Origin of the sequence: Prevotella multiformis DSM 16608 (assembly GCF_000191065.1) — a bacterium.
GTDB lineage: Bacteria > Bacteroidota > Bacteroidia > Bacteroidales > Bacteroidaceae > Prevotella > Prevotella multiformis.
In genome coordinates this window covers 57307-71726 of the sequence record NZ_GL872282.1, presented here as the reverse complement: position 1 = coordinate 71726, position 14420 = coordinate 57307, and the positions used below count along the sequence as shown (strand labels likewise).

11 protein-coding genes and 1 pseudogene are annotated in these 14420 nt (G+C 45.9%); 1 reads left to right on the top strand and 11 read right to left on the bottom strand.

Annotated elements, in window-relative coordinates; all coding sequences use genetic code 11:
• Nucleotides 1-597 precede the first annotated feature (597 nt).
• The 3 genes from HMPREF9141_RS00335 to mazG all read right to left on the bottom strand — a co-directional run bounded on the left by HMPREF9141_RS00335 (nucleotide 598) and on the right by mazG (nucleotide 3145).
• Complete coding sequence (locus HMPREF9141_RS00335; RefSeq protein ID WP_040554313.1) at nucleotides 598-1512, bottom strand: ribonuclease Z; 915 nt, start codon at nucleotides 1510-1512, stop codon at nucleotides 598-600.
• Between the two features lie 149 nt (nucleotides 1513-1661).
• Nucleotides 1662-2219, bottom strand: a complete 558-nt coding sequence (locus tag HMPREF9141_RS00330; RefSeq protein WP_040554106.1) for a lipocalin-like domain-containing protein — start codon at nucleotides 2217-2219, stop codon at nucleotides 1662-1664.
• A gap of 44 nt (nucleotides 2220-2263) precedes the next feature.
• A complete protein-coding gene (mazG, locus tag HMPREF9141_RS00325; RefSeq protein WP_007366364.1) occupies nucleotides 2264-3145 on the bottom strand; it encodes a nucleoside triphosphate pyrophosphohydrolase in 882 nt (293 codons plus the stop codon).
• A gap of 146 nt (nucleotides 3146-3291) precedes the next feature.
• Here mazG and HMPREF9141_RS00320 point away from each other — a divergent pair, with 146 nt between their 5' ends.
• On the top strand, nucleotides 3292-5985 hold the full coding sequence (locus HMPREF9141_RS00320; RefSeq protein ID WP_007366363.1) for a valine--tRNA ligase: 2694 nt from the start codon (nucleotides 3292-3294) through the stop codon (nucleotides 5983-5985).
• Between the two features lie 270 nt (nucleotides 5986-6255).
• On the opposite strand, the gene HMPREF9141_RS00315 is transcribed toward HMPREF9141_RS00320, so the two are convergent.
• From HMPREF9141_RS00315 to HMPREF9141_RS00270, 8 genes and pseudogenes are all read right to left on the bottom strand, one after another.
• On the bottom strand, nucleotides 6256-6741 hold the full coding sequence (locus HMPREF9141_RS00315; protein ID WP_156792396.1) for a hypothetical protein: 486 nt from the start codon (nucleotides 6739-6741) through the stop codon (nucleotides 6256-6258).
• A 573-nt stretch (nucleotides 6742-7314) separates the two neighbouring features.
• On the bottom strand, nucleotides 7315-7605 hold the full coding sequence (locus HMPREF9141_RS00305) for a hypothetical protein (RefSeq protein ID WP_007366360.1): 291 nt from the start codon (nucleotides 7603-7605) through the stop codon (nucleotides 7315-7317).
• Nucleotides 7606-7855: 250 nt separating this feature from the next.
• Nucleotides 7856-8245, bottom strand: a complete 390-nt coding sequence (locus HMPREF9141_RS00300) for an Imm50 family immunity protein (protein ID WP_007366358.1) — start codon at nucleotides 8243-8245, stop codon at nucleotides 7856-7858.
• Nucleotides 8246-9493: 1248 nt separating this feature from the next.
• Nucleotides 9494-9886, bottom strand: a pseudogene (locus HMPREF9141_RS00290) (hypothetical protein); the annotation flags it as partial.
• A gap of 40 nt (nucleotides 9887-9926) precedes the next feature.
• Nucleotides 9927-10511 carry a hypothetical protein gene (locus HMPREF9141_RS00285; RefSeq protein ID WP_007366354.1) on the bottom strand — a complete coding sequence of 195 codons (585 nt, stop codon included), beginning with the start codon at nucleotides 10509-10511 and terminating at the stop codon, nucleotides 9927-9929.
• 421 nt (nucleotides 10512-10932) lie between these two features.
• Nucleotides 10933-11130: a hypothetical protein gene (locus HMPREF9141_RS00280; RefSeq protein WP_007366352.1), complete on the bottom strand. Its 198-nt coding sequence runs from the start codon at nucleotides 11128-11130 to the stop codon at nucleotides 10933-10935.
• A gap of 60 nt (nucleotides 11131-11190) precedes the next feature.
• Entirely contained in the window at nucleotides 11191-11988 is a 798-nt protein-coding gene (locus tag HMPREF9141_RS00275; RefSeq protein WP_040554103.1) for a YaaA family protein, read from the bottom strand.
• Between the two features lie 211 nt (nucleotides 11989-12199).
• Nucleotides 12200-14314 (bottom strand): prolyl oligopeptidase family serine peptidase, encoded by a 2115-nt coding sequence (locus HMPREF9141_RS00270; protein WP_040554102.1) that lies wholly within the window; start codon nucleotides 14312-14314, stop codon nucleotides 12200-12202.
• Between the last annotated feature and the right edge of the window lie 106 nt (nucleotides 14315-14420).

Genomic DNA, 14420 nt, shown 5'->3' with positions numbered 1-14420 from the left:
TATTTCACACACTTTAATACTATTGACTACATTCTTGCGCAGATGGTTCTGCCTGTGTGCAACAATTGGAAATGTCAGACAAAGGAGGATAAACTACAAGACAAGATGCTGAAAAGGCGAATTGATATGATGCCTGTACATCAGCATGTCTTTCCGTCTTCTACAGACAAATTATTCCCATACCATCGGTGTTTGTAAACTGTTTTCATGCAGTTCAAAGCAACACATGCTCTTCTGGCTTCTAAAAGATGCCTGATTGACTTGCAACAGGTGCTCTTTCAGCGTGTTACCAACGCCCTTTTGAAGTCCAATCAAGCACCTTTTTTGAACGGCTTGATAACTGATTGACTGGCTGCTGGTTGCAAACTTGCTTTTTGCACGTGTATTTCATATTTGCAGGTGATTTGTTTGAAATTATGTAATGGTTTTTTAAAATCATATCTGTGTTTGCTACCAAGTTGTTTTTATCCGGGTGGCAGATGACAAACGTGCGAGCCTTTAACACGACTGGTGTTAGCCCTTAACACGGTTTGTCAACAGCACATTATGTAAAATTGCCTGGTGAGACTTATGCCTGCCGTAAAGGAACAGATTTATTCAGATTTCGAAGGTCTTCCCTTCCTGTGTCAAGAAAGTATTTGGAAATACTTCTTTGGCTTCCTCCAGCAGCTTCTCCTCATTCCCATAGCGGGCGGAATAATGCCCTAAGAGCAGTTTTCCCACACCTGCATCACGGGCTACCTGTGCTGCCTGATGCGATGTGCTGTGCCAATAGAGACGGGCGCGTTTGACATCTTCGGTCGTGTAGGTGCTTTCATGATAGAGGGTGTTGACCCCTTTGACCAGTTTGCAAAGCGTCTTGAAATATCGGGTGTCCGAGCAATAAGCATAGCTGCGGGGGGGATTGGAAGGGTATGTCAGCCGGCTGTTAGGAACAAGAAATCCCTCCGGTGTCGTCCAGTCTGCACCGGCTTTGATGTTGTTGATCTGGCTGACGGGGATATGATAAAAGTCGAGCATGTCACGACGGATATGCGGAAGTGTCGGTTTCTCCCGGAACAGGTAACCGCAACATTCTATGCGATGCTGCAAAGGAACCGTCTCCACGGTCAGACTCCTGTCTTCATAGACCACCCTGTGCAAGGTGGTATCAACGGGATGGTAGACGACTTCAAAACCTAAATTCTGACAGAAAAAGTCAAGCATCTGACGGAGAACCGGCTCAAAGGTAGCAGGCGCATAGAGATGCAAAGGAGCGGTACGCCCCGTCATGCCGAACGTGGACAGCATGCCCGGCAGACCGAAGCAGTGGTCACCGTGCAGGTGGCTGATGAATACGGCTATAATCCTCGAGAAACGTATGTGCAGTCGGCGGAGCTGGATCTGCGTTCCTTCCCCGCAGTCGATCAAGAACTGCTTCTCCCTAAGTTCTACGACCTGCGAAGAGGGGAAATGCTGCAAAGTCGGCAGGGCGCTGCCACAGCCAAGGATCCTTACGGTGAATGGTTCCATAAGATGCTTTGAATAGAAGTGTATGTCAGGGATGCTGGCAGGTGAGACAGTAAGGACAGATACCCCCATCCGGTCGTACACGGTCGGTCTGTCGTCCAGACGAGGACATCCTCTCTTGCAGATAAGCTCCCGACCTCACACCATTCGATTTACTTTCCTCTGGTAAATACGAAAATACCGTTTTTGTTTTCCAATGCCAGAGAGTCTGCACCGAGGTTGTCTACCTCGAAGGTATCCTTGGACAGGATCAGTTTCCCGTTCCATATCTTCCACGAGGTCCAAGGATTCTTTTCCGACTGCAGACTGGATGTGACGGTACCGTCTTCTTTGATTTCAAAGTTACGGTCAAGGCTGATCCAGTTACCCAACAGCGAGGTGAGGTTGATGGCTGAACGCATGAAGCGGTCGCCGTATTCCTTATAGCCGATAATGGCGAAGCGGTCGCCGTTGAGCTTTCCGCCCTTGACAACATCGACAGTATCATTAGGATTGGTGAGATACACAATGGTGTCTCCGTTGTCGGTTAGCAGAACGATGGAATTCATCCCGCCGTCCACCATCGTTCCATAAACGGTGCTGTCACCGGTCGCAAGCGTGTCGGTCTGCCCGTTTTCCTGTGTCATCACGGCCTTGGGCTTGCTGTCCTTGCAGGAGATTGCTGAAGCAAGGACCAGCAGTGAAACGATAAAATAAAAAGCATTTCTCATATTCTTTGGAGTCTGATTTATATCTTTAAAATTGGCGATGGACATCAGCGGTCAGCCGTCTTGGCTTCTTCCCACAGCCGGTCCATCTTCGCAAGCGTCAGGTCTTTGATAGTGACACCTTTTTCCTTGGCTTTCTCTTCAATGTAACTGAACCGTCTGATAAACTTCTGGTTAGTATGTTCCAGTGCATTGTCCGGGTTGAGATGATAGAGACGTGCCGCATTGATGACCGAGAAAAGGAAGTCGCCCAGCTCCTCGGTTGAATGTTGTCTGTCGTCTTTCTTCAATTCAGCCTTCAGTTCGTCCAGCTCCTCATAGACCTTCTCCCACACCTGCTCCTTCTCCTTCCAGTCGAAGCCTACGTTGCGTGCCTTGTCCTGGATGCGGTAGGCCTTGATAAGGCTGGGCAGCGAATCGGGTACGCCGGAAAGTACGGAGGTGTTGCCGTCACGTTCGCGCTGCTTGCGTTGTTCCCATGTCGATTCCACCTGCGAAGCCGTGTCGGGAGTCGCCTGCTGGCTGTCGGCAGCTTCCTTTCCAAGTTCGTCTTTGTAGACAACCTGTCCGGAAGCATTGACGGTCATATCCGGATGTGTCACGCTCCATCCTGTCCAGTCGATGAAGTCGTGGCGGAACATGAGTTTGTCTGACTGCGCATTGCAGACATCAGCCACATCGAAGTCTTCCTTTTCTTCGCCGAGCATGGAATAGAAAATGACGTGTTCCATGACATCCCCCAGTTCCTTGCAGATGTTCTTGGAGTCGTTCTTCATGAGGGCGTCTGCCAGCTCGAAAGTCTCCTCTATCGTATTGGGACGCAGGCTTTCATTGGTTTGTTTCCTGTCCCAAGGGCACTCTTTACGCAAACGCTCCTGAATATCCAGAAGCCGGGCAAAGGCTTCGAGTTTCTCTTCTTTTGTATGCAATGTCTTGATGTTTAATGTTGAAGATATACGTTAAAGTACTCATCCGGGTACTATTATTGTTGCAAAGATACGCTTTTTAGGTGGATTTTTTGTACTTTTGCAGCGTTATTTTAAAGATAATAAAGAAATAATATTATACGAAACAAATGGATTTAGCAAGCAAGTATGATCCACAGATTGTGGAATCGAAATGGTACCAGTACTGGCTGGACAACAAGCTTTTCAGTTCTAAGCCTGATGGCCGTGAGCCTTATACCGTGGTGATTCCGCCGCCCAACGTTACGGGGGTGCTCCACATGGGACATATGCTGAACAATACGATTCAGGACATCTTGGTCAGGCGTGCCCGCATGGAGGGCAAGAATGCCTGCTGGGTGCCGGGCACTGACCACGCCAGCATTGCGACTGAGGCGAAGGTCGTGAACAGACTGGCACAGGAAGGCATCAAGAAGACCGACCTCACCCGTGAGCAGTTCCTTGAGCACGCATGGGACTGGACACGCGAGCACGGTGGCATTATCCTCAAACAGCTGCGCCGCCTGGGTTGTTCCTGCGACTGGGACCGTACGGCTTTCACCATGGACGAGACCCGCAGCCGGAGCGTCATCAAGGTGTTCTGCGACCTGTATAATAAAGGTTACATCTACCGTGGCGTGCGCATGGTCAACTGGGATCCGCAGGCACAGACAGCCCTCTCCGATGAGGAGGTAATCTATAAGGATGAACATTCAAAGCTCTATCACCTTAAATATTATGTTGCTTCGGAAGACCAGGCAAGGGTTGAACGCAAGGATGAAGGCAACGTGATGCACAAGGATGAGAAGGGCTACTATGCAGTTGTTGCCACTACTCGTCCGGAGACTATCATGGGGGACACAGCCATGTGTATCAACCCAGAGGACGTTAAGAATACTTGGTTGAAGGGGCTGCATGTCATCGTTCCATTGGTAAACCGTGTGATTCCAGTTATTGAGGACTCATACGTTGACATTCAGTTCGGCACAGGTTGTTTGAAGGTAACACCTGCTCACGACGTAAACGACCATGCGCTTGGTTTGAAGCATGGACTGGAAACCATCGACATCTTCAATGATAACGGAACAATCTCTGAGGCGGCGGGCCTCTATGTGGGGCAGGACCGTATGGATGTACGTAAGCAGATTTCAAAGGACTTGGAAGCTGCGGGCTTGATGGAGAAGGTTGAGGACTATGACAACAAGGTGGGATTCTCCGAGCGTACGAACGTGCCGATCGAGCCGAAGCTCTCCACGCAGTGGTTCCTCAGGATGCAGCACTTTGCCGACATCGCCCTCTCTCCCGTCATGGACGACGAAATCGAGTTCTATCCGAAAAAGTACAAGAACACTTACCGCCACTGGCTCGAGAATATCAAGGACTGGTGCATCAGCCGCCAGCTCTGGTGGGGACATCGTATACCTGCCTATTACTTCAAAGATGCGGAGGGTAAGAATGCAACCGTTGTTGCAGAGACAGAAGAAGAGGCATTGAAGTTGGCACAGGAAATCAACCCTTCAGTAACCGCTGCCGACCTCGAACAGGAGAGCGACTGTATGGACACATGGTTCTCAAGCTGGCTGTGGCCGATTTCCGTCTTCGACGGCATCAACCATCCGGACAACGAGGAAATCAGCTACTATTATCCTACCAGCGATCTCGTAACGGGTCCGGACATCATCTTCTTCTGGGTGGCACGCATGATCATGGCGGGCTACGAGTACCGTGGCAAGTTCCCGTTCAAGCACGTCTACTTTACAGGTATTGTACGTGACAAGCTCGGACGTAAGATGAGTAAGAGCCTCGGTAACTCTCCCGACCCGATCATGCTCATCGAGAAATACGGTGCCGACGGTGTCCGCATGGGCATGATGCTTTCCGCTCCGGCAGGCAACGACATCCTCTTCGACGAGACACTTTGCGAGCAGGGACGTAACTTCAACAACAAGATTTGGAATGCTTTCCGGCTGGTACAGGGCTGGCAGACAGCCGACACGGAACAGCCGCAGGCAAGCCGGATTGCCGTGGAGTGGTTCGATGCCAAGCTGAAGGCTGTGAATGCAGAGATGGACGAACAGTTCAGAAGCTACCGTATCTCCGAGGCACTGATGACTGTCTACCGCCTCTTCTGGGACGAGTTCTCAAGCTGGTACCTGGAGATGATCAAACCCGAATACGGCAAACCGATTGACAGGACGACCTACGAGGCGACACTCCGTTTCTTCAATGCCCTGCTGAAGATGCTGCATCCGTTCATGCCGTTCATCACCGAAGAATTGTGGCAGCACCTCTACGACCGCAAAGACGGCGAGAGCATTATGTGTGACGAGCTGCGCCTCCCGGCTCCAGGCAAGGACGAGCTGAGGCTCATGGAAGACATCGAGCAGGTAAAGGCCATCGTCGGGGGTGTGCGTACCGTCCGCAACCAGAAGAACATCGCTCCGAAGGTAGAACTGGAACTCGATGCCATCGGCCAGAACAACTACGAGGCATACAACAGCGTCATCACAAAGATGGCAAACCTGAAAGCCATCGAAGTCGTAACGGAGAAGTCGGGGGATGCCTCCGGTTTCATGGTCGGAACGGACTCGTTTGCAGTACCTGTCGGCGACCTGATCGATGTGGCGGCTGAAATAGAGAAGCAGGAGAAGGAACTCCTGCACCTCGAAGGCTTCCTCGCCGGCATCAAGAAGAAACTCTCTAACGAGAACTTCGTTGCCCATGCACCTGAGGCCGTCGTTGAGCGTGAGCGCAAGAAACAGAGCGACTCCGAAGAAAAGATTGCTGCTTTGAAGGCAAATCTTGAAGAGCTGAGGAAAAAGTAAAATCTATTTTAATCTCCAACATGAAGGAGGGCGTGTCAAAACCCGACTTCAAGACAGCTGCCATTTGTAAAGAACAACCGCTGCCAAAGAGCCGATAGCTCGATGATAGCGGTTGTTTGATGTCTAAGGGGATCAGAACCGTCAATAGGAAGGGGAGGCTTTTCTGAATTTTGAGTTTTGACACACTCTCTCATGCAACCATCACTTTTAATTAAATCAAGACCAGTACGCCCCCCCCTTCTCTTGCATCTCATATTGTTGAAAGAACTCTCATTCGTCATGTTTCGATTTGTAAGTCGTATATACTAACCAATTACGGATAGCTTTTATGCTATATGAATGGTCATAATAGATTGTTAAAAGCAACACAGGCTTTACATCAATATGATATATAGATGTAGAAAACAGATTGGGGTTTTCTTGTTTTATCTGAATCCGGTGATTCCTATAATTAGCGTCTCCAGAATATACGGTATCCAACATCTCTGTTGTGGACATCAGTAATTCTTTATGTCCACCGTAGTCGGAAGTAAAAACCTCACTGTTGTCTTTATAAAATTTAATTACGGTTCGAGAGTAGTCATCTCTTTCTTCGATAATAGTTGTTGTGTCGTGATTTTCGCTCAGTTTATAAGATCTGACATTATCTACAGGGACTAAAACATGTTGGACTTTAGAATGACATGATTCCCACACGCCAAAACCTATAATCAACACGAAATAATTGATAATTCTTTTTTTATTCTTTAAAAACATGCTCAAATGATTTTGATTTACTATTCTGAAACCTCTGTAAAACTCCATTACATGAGACTCTCGAAAATATTATTTAAAGAAACGGTATCGTCTAATATTATGCCATTAACAGATGTGTCTGACGGCACAGAAACCTCCTTCTTAACATGTTCTGCAACATCTATTTTCCCATCTACTCTTTCTTGTCCAACACAAGCTTGTATGGTAAATAAGCTATTGAACAAGACGAGAACCAGCTTTACATTCATCGACACAATTTGGATTACCTTTGATGTTAAAAATCATCCTATGTGTCCCACTAGGAGTAATCAACTTATTAAAGAATTTCCATTCATTTAGATTTTCCGTAACAACCGACTGTACCAAAGCTGCCCTTTGTAACAGATAAATTAATATCTGGATGTACGCTAAGTCCTGATCGTCTATTGCAAATTGGTAAAAGAGCTTTCCACCCTGTACGTCTATCGTTTAGCATTCCAGACTCATTTGCTGGCACAGCACTAAACACATCATAGAAGTTGTCAGGTATAGAGTGTACCATTCTATTTATCATCTATACATAGGATTCGAAGGCTAAAATTCTTCTATTATCTTTGCTATTTCTTTATCAATCTTTTCCATTCTAGGACAAAAAAATGTTCTCTTATACATCTTTCTAAAGATGAGGACATCTGTTATATTATTTTTTATCCAAAGTTCAAAGACAATCAAAAGATCTAATGATAGTTTCTTCCCTGTATAATCTGTGATCAGCACATCATAATCATCTATCCGTCTATATACTTGATTCCCATTCGGATATAGAGTATATCCATTATTTTTAAAAAAGTTGATATTTCTCTTTATAAAATATGAATATTCCATAATAAGTTTATTTTGTAAAAGAACATATCCTGATGCTGGTATAATAAAATAAGAGCAGGACCAGGACCAGCTCCATGTTTTATGGCATTATTGTCTATATTCTTAGCGCCACCTTCCCGAGATGGACGGACAGCATGCTCAAATCCTGATTCCCATAGAGTGCCACTTTCTGAACCCAGCCGTGAGTTTCTTCAGGAGGTTGCCTGCCGTCAGAGCAGGCCATATCCTTCCCACCGGCATTAGGGTGGTCTTATTTTTCATATCCAGATATATTCCTAATATAAGCCCACTTTGAATCAAAAGTAATTTCCTTATTATCTAAAAGATTCTTTAATATAACAACATTTTTTTCATCCTTTCTCTGCATTATAAAATTATAATCCATACTTTTAGTAAGACAGATTTTTTTTAGATCAACATCTATAAAGTCTATTTCGAACTGAACAGTATTTATTCTTTTTTTGGACCACTTTAAAGGTAAAACTTCAGGCAGTTCTGTTGTATCTAAAGTTAAAATCAGTTCAGTATCTTCTCCTGGTATAATAGTGATCTTGACAACTTCTATTTTCGTAAAAGTAGGCAGAGATCTCTTGTATATAGCAGATACGCTTGTTGCATTTTCAAATAGTGTAAAATCCATTGCTTATTTATGGTTAAAAAATACAATGTTTTTTCTGGATACGATCCCTTTTTGGCATTGAGACCTCTTCCCTCCCTTACATGAGAACCCCGTGGAATGTAACTTGTTGATAGTCAAATATAAGATATATAGAGGTCTTCTGTATGGACAGCATCGTGACTCTTATTTTTGAAGCATAATGTCCCTGGAATCGCACAAGACACATAATTACTATAAGCGCAAAGTGAAAAGTGATTCCGTCCATTTTCATCTTCTCCCAAATCAAAGATAAACACCTTAGGTGCATCCTGTTTCCCAGAGATACAAGTCCATAAGTTCTTGGCAACATATTAGTTCCATGGAATTGAAAGCCTCTAGGGTATCTTTTGGTTCTTCCGTTAAATGGATAGATGGGAATAGAATAAAAAGCTTGTGTACTTGCATAGTATGACTTTCCCCAAGCGGATGGTTTTACAAAAGAAGGTAAACTACAAGATAAAAGGGCAGAAAAGACAAATTGATACGATGCCTGTCCATCAGCCTGTCTTTCCGTCTTTTACATACATTTTATTTCCATATCATCGGTGTTTGTAAACATTTTTGTGCAGTTCAAAGCTGACACATGCTCTTCTGGCTTCTAAAAGATGCCTGATTGACTTGCAACAGGTGCTCCTTTAGCGTGTTACCAACGCCCTTTTGAAGTCCAATCAGGCACCTCTTACAAACGACTTAACAACCGATTGATTGACTGCTGGTTACAAACTCGATTTTTGCACGTGTTCTTTACATTTACAGATGATTTGTTTGAAATTATGTAATGGTCTTTCAAAATCTTATCTGTCTTTTCAACGTATTAAAATTGAAAAGGTCTTTGACTCAGAGGCTGATGACAGGATAGACAGTTGACAGTCTTGGCCATGTTTTTGTTTCATCAATCACTTCGGTTCTTCCGTTAAAGCTATATGAAAAGCATCTACACATTTAACGAAAGAACCTTTTATCTTGTAGTTTATCCTCCTTTGTAAGGCCGTCTAATGTTGGACAGTCATACCCTGCAAGTGTATAAGCCTTTATTCTTCCAATCTATACATTTAACGGAAAAACCATATAATTGAACCAGATTCTATTGCTTGAGTATCGTAATAAACAACTATAATACTGTAGAATAAATATACGGCACAGCCTGAGATCATTAATAAAAGAGGTCTACGGACTTGTCTGCATTCCATTTTTATTGACCACCATAATCTTCAGGTGATTGCACTTTCTTTCCAACTGACATGTATGCATACTCCTTCCTCCCAGCTTCGCCTTGTTGAGTTTCGTCAGCGACGTTGGGTTGGCGGCATTCGTGATACCGAGGATATTTTCCACAGCATCATAACGATACCTGTTCTCCATGACAGTCTGACCGTCCGCTGCAAGGCGCATCGCCTGCAGACGCTCACGCTGCCTCTCGTAGGTATAGGTTGTCTCCGTGCCGTTGCCGAGCTTCGTATAGACCGTATGACCCTCTTTGTCGTAACCTATCCTGTCAACAATAACGCTCTGACGTCCCGGTTTATTGCTCGTAAGACCATCTATTTGTCCTGCCGCATTGTAGTTGTAGTGATAGGTGACGACCTCGCCGTCAGGACAAGTCATCATCCGCATACGGTTCAAGCTGTCGCAGGTGATAAAATCAACGTGAGGTTCTTTATTGTCAGTCGAAAGCATAGTAAACGGTAGAACCCCTACTAACTACTTTACTTGTAATCTCTCTCCCTTTGAATTCCACTTTTAACGATGCTGGAGTCATCTTTGTATGTCTCAGCTTTAGTATTCTCCCCGTCTCAATTCTAAACATTCTATTTTCATCAATGTTGGAATTTATCTTATTGGTAATGTTCATAACGGACTTTTCCACATCTGCTTCTATCACTGTACTATCTGATCGTTTAGGATAGACAACATACAGACTTCTTCCTTCATTGCGCTGTATACTGTCCTGAGAGAACCTGTCAGTCATGTCATATCCTCTCTTATCCAACACTTTAATAGAACACAAGCTATCAATGCTTCCATTTCTCCCGGGAGGAAATGGCGCTTTAAAAAATTCATAAGTAAAATTGCAATATACTACATCGAATGTCAGCAAATAATAATTGTCATAAGTATTTCCTTTTATTTTTATTTTTTGTAAATTCGCATTTATAATTTTATAATTATGAGGTACTCTGTCTATGCAAACATCTCCTATTGCACAAAGCACTCCTATAATCAAAAATACTCCTATGATTTTCTTCATCTTGGCAAAATAAACAATTGGTGCATTCCATTTATACCGCTAATTTCCAGACATTCTGTGATGAAAGGATAATTCCATGACTAAAATCTAATTAAGCCACTCTCACCAGTACAAGTTATGTTTATATAATGATTGGTCTCCCAGGATGGATCAATTCTTCCTTTCCCCTATTATCGTATGTGGTTACAATAACGGAATTCTTCTTAAAATCAATTTCAGAAATATCATTATTCGCCGGCCCATTATTTATTTTATATCTCGATACTTGAATATGCTCTTAGGAGGCGCAGATCCCTTGCCGCAGTCCCCCGGTGTTCTTCATAGTTTTTGCAAACTATTACTCATCGAGGGATTCCGCACTTACGAATTGAATGTGCGCATGAGGAAAAATATTTTTTCCGTAGGCAGTGTATTAGCCTGTCTATAATTTCCCTACACCGGACAAGACATCTGCTACGTCTTCAGGTGTATTGAACAGGAGTCCCTCTTTGAGTTCTTCATCCGAGAGCTGTGCGAGGAGTTCCCTGGCAGATGACTCGTCGAAACAGGGTTCACCTTTGGTATTGGTCTTGGCGAGCAAGGCTGTAAGTATTTGCCGGCGATATTCTTCTATTGACATGATAAATTTTGTTTTCTATTGTCTGTAAATCTTTTATGTGACTCTTCCGATCAGATGTCATCAGTATTTCCCTGGTTTAAAGGAGGATTGTACCGGCATTTGTGAGATGAAATGCGGATGCGCCTCGTCTCCATAACCCGGCTGATAGACGAATCCTTCATACTCAAAGCCAAGAAGGTCGGCCGGACTGTCAAGCCGTTTGCGCAGGATATAGCTTGTCATAGCCCCTCTGCAGCTTTTGGAATAGACACTGACAGCTTTGAGGCGGTCTTCCTGTTCCACCATGAAGAGCGGCTGGATAATGCTTATTTCTTTTTGCATCCGTTTCCAGTCGAAGAGATGTTGGAACTCTTCTGTCGCCAGATGAACAAGAATACCGTCGTCTTTCTTCACAGCCTTGATGAGCATATCGGTGAGACGGGGTTTCCAATAAGCAAACATGTTCTTCGCACCTGTGGAAGACAGCTGGGTCTTCCCCTCCAGCCGGTATGGATGGATGAGGTCCAAAGGGCGTAACAATCCATAAAGAAAACTTGTAATCCAAAGATGCCGGTCGGCAAAGCACATATCCTCCAGACTATATTCCTGTGCCTTCAGGCATTTGTATGCCTGCCCATAATAAGCGAGCAATGCGGGCAGCAGTCCTTCCTCATTGAAGAAATCCTGATACCGCAGTTTGTTTTCCATTGCAATTTTCCGGCTACAATGGAGTTCTTTGGCAAGTGTCTCTACAGAGAGATCGCCCAGCTCTAACGCCATCTGCCCCGCTTCCTTTCGGAAACGAGGCAGATGCATAGGTAGAGTGAGAACCTTGGTGGTACGGTTCATTGTCTTTGCTGACGCTAACAGAATCTGCATACTTATATAAGGTAATGTTCTAAAGAAGCCGCATTGCCAGACACCCGTTCCATGGGGGCAGGCTTCGCTTTGTTCCTTTCGTTTAACGCAGCCGCCGTTCCGTTTCTCGCGGACAGAAGCCAACGGAGTGAAGCCTATGCCTCACAACAGGCTTCCTGCGATGGGACAGCCGGCACGGCTCCATTGGCTTCAGAGAGACGGCGATTCTCCCTTAATACTTCAGCCCCATGTTGTACAGGATGAAGCCATAAATATCCGCATGCTCTTCCAGCTGCTTCGACAAGGGCTTTCCGCTTCCATGTCCCGCCTTGGTGTCAATGCGGATGATCGTCGGTGTATCGGCAGCATTGTCAGCCTGCAGAGTCGCTGCGAACTTGAACGAGTGAGCCGGTACGACACGGTCGTCGTGGTCGGCAGTAGTAATCATTGTAGCCGGATAACGTGTGCCCGGCCGGAGGTTGTGGAGGGGAGAGTAGGCACGGAGGTACTCGAACATCTCCTTTGAGTCTGCACTTGTCCCATAATCCGGTGCCCAGTTCCATCCGATGGTGAACTTATGGTAACGCAGCATATCCATTACCCCCACTTCCGGAATACAGACCTTGAAAAGGTCGGGGCGTTGTGTCATGCAAGCACCGATAAGCAGTCCGCCGTTTGACCCGCCGACAATGGCAAGGTAGTCTTTGCTTGTGTATTTATTCTTGATGAGCCATTCACCAGCGGCGATGAAATCATCGAAAACATTCTGCTTCTGCATTTTCGTACCGGCAATGTGCCATTCTTCTCCGTATTCACTGCCACCGCGCAGACAGGCCTGTGCGTAGATTCCACCGTTCTCAAGGAATGGGATACGGTTGGAAGAGAAGTAGGGAGGCATGGCAATATTGAAACCTCCGTAAGCATAGAGATAGACCGGGTTTCTGCCATTGCGCTTCAATCCCTTTTTATAAGTGATGAAAAGAGGAATCCTTGTTCCATCCTTGCTGGGATAGAAAACCTGTTCACTTACATAATCAGATTCCTTGAATTTCACCTTTGGTGCAGAGTAAACCTTGCTGGCACCTGTGGCGAGGTCGTACTGGTAATTGCTCGTCGGAACGGTGAAAGACGAGAATGAATAAAATACTTCTTTCCTGTCTTTTTCGCCGTAGAAAGCAGCACTGCCCACCGTAGGAAGTTTGATCTCAGACAGCTGTTTCCCGTCCATGGAATAGACATAGGCATGATTGGAAGCATCCTTCATGTAGTTGAGGATCATCTTCCCGTCAGCAAAGGTAACAGCTTCGAGCATATCCTTGGATTCCGGGACGAGGGTCTTCCACTCGTTGAAACCAGGATGCCCGAGGTCGGTGACCATCAGCCGGTTCTTCGGGGCACCGTCATTCGTGAGGAAATACATTCTGTCCCCGACAGTCTCTATCAGACTGTATTGCAGATCTAGGTCGGATGTCATCTGGATGAACTGGCCTTCCGGCTGGCGCAGATCGCGTACATAAACACGGTTTCCGGATCCTGCACCGCTCTCATAGAGGAACATCATCGTCTCGTCCTCATTCACGTAAACGGAATAGAAACGCATGGGATTGGCAGGATTCTGATAGAAGAGAATATCCTCAGACTGCGGAGTGCCGACCTTGTGGTAGTAAATCTTCTGTACCGAATTTACATTGCTGAATTCATGTCCTTTCTGCGGTGCGTCATAAGCACTATAATAGAAGCCGTCGCCTTTCCATGCCGCACTCGAGAACTTTGCCCACACAAGATGGTCGTCAAGCAGTCTGCCGGTCTTGGCATCCATCACATAAAACTCCTGCCAGTCGCTCCCGCTGCGCGAAATGGAGTAGGCGGCATATTTCCCGTTGTGAGAGAAATAAATGCCTTTCAGAGCCACGGTCCCGTCGGTTGACAGCTGGTTGGGGTTGAGGAGAACCCGGGCGTTCTTCTCGTCTCCGAGCCGGTCCATCATATAGAGAACACTCTGGTTCTGCAGACCGTCGTTCTTATAGAAGAGCCACTTGCCGATGGACTTGATGTAAGAAGGAGCAGACACCTTCTCGTAATTAGCCAGTTCCTTCATGCGCTTCAGGAGTTTCCCCCGGAACGGAATGCGGGAGAGATATTCCTGTGTCACCTTGTTTTCTGCAGCCACCCACTCAGCCGTCGCCTTGGAGCTGTCGTTCTCTAACGGACGGTAGGGATCGGCCACCTGCACACCGAAGTAAGTGTCTACCGTCCCGTCCTTCGGTGCCTGCGGGTACGTCAGTTTCTGTGCCATCATGCTGGTTGCGGACAGTACTGCCGCGGTTAGTAATACTTGTTTCTTCATATTTTTAAAGGTTAAAATGAATAAATTGTCCGGACTCGTTTTGTTCGTGGATCTGCCAGACCGAACGGAGCCGACCTGTCCGATTCGCCCCGTCGTCTGGCATCCG

Excerpts from the sequence above, each read along its gene's own strand:
- HMPREF9141_RS00275 (WP_040554103.1), bottom strand. The coding sequence starts at position 11,988 with ATGCAGATTCTGTTAGCGTCAGCAAAGACAATGAACCGTACCACCAAG.
- HMPREF9141_RS00280 (WP_007366352.1), bottom strand. The coding sequence starts at position 11,130 with ATGTCAATAGAAGAATATCGCCGGCAAATACTTACAGCCTTGCTCGCC.
- HMPREF9141_RS00320 (WP_007366363.1), top strand. The coding sequence starts at position 3,292 with ATGGATTTAGCAAGCAAGTATGATCCACAGATTGTGGAATCGAAATGG.
- HMPREF9141_RS00330 (WP_040554106.1), bottom strand. The coding sequence starts at position 2,219 with ATGAGAAATGCTTTTTATTTTATCGTTTCACTGCTGGTCCTTGCTTCA.
- HMPREF9141_RS00270 (WP_040554102.1), bottom strand. The coding sequence starts at position 14,314 with ATGAAGAAACAAGTATTACTAACCGCGGCAGTACTGTCCGCAACCAGC.
- HMPREF9141_RS00335 (WP_040554313.1), bottom strand. The coding sequence starts at position 1,512 with ATGGAACCATTCACCGTAAGGATCCTTGGCTGTGGCAGCGCCCTGCCG.
- HMPREF9141_RS00315 (WP_156792396.1), bottom strand. The coding sequence starts at position 6,741 with ATGTTTTTAAAGAATAAAAAAAGAATTATCAATTATTTCGTGTTGATT.
- HMPREF9141_RS00300 (WP_007366358.1), bottom strand. The coding sequence starts at position 8,245 with ATGGATTTTACACTATTTGAAAATGCAACAAGCGTATCTGCTATATAC.
- HMPREF9141_RS00285 (WP_007366354.1), bottom strand. The coding sequence starts at position 10,511 with ATGAAGAAAATCATAGGAGTATTTTTGATTATAGGAGTGCTTTGTGCA.
- HMPREF9141_RS00305 (WP_007366360.1), bottom strand. The coding sequence starts at position 7,605 with ATGGAATATTCATATTTTATAAAGAGAAATATCAACTTTTTTAAAAAT.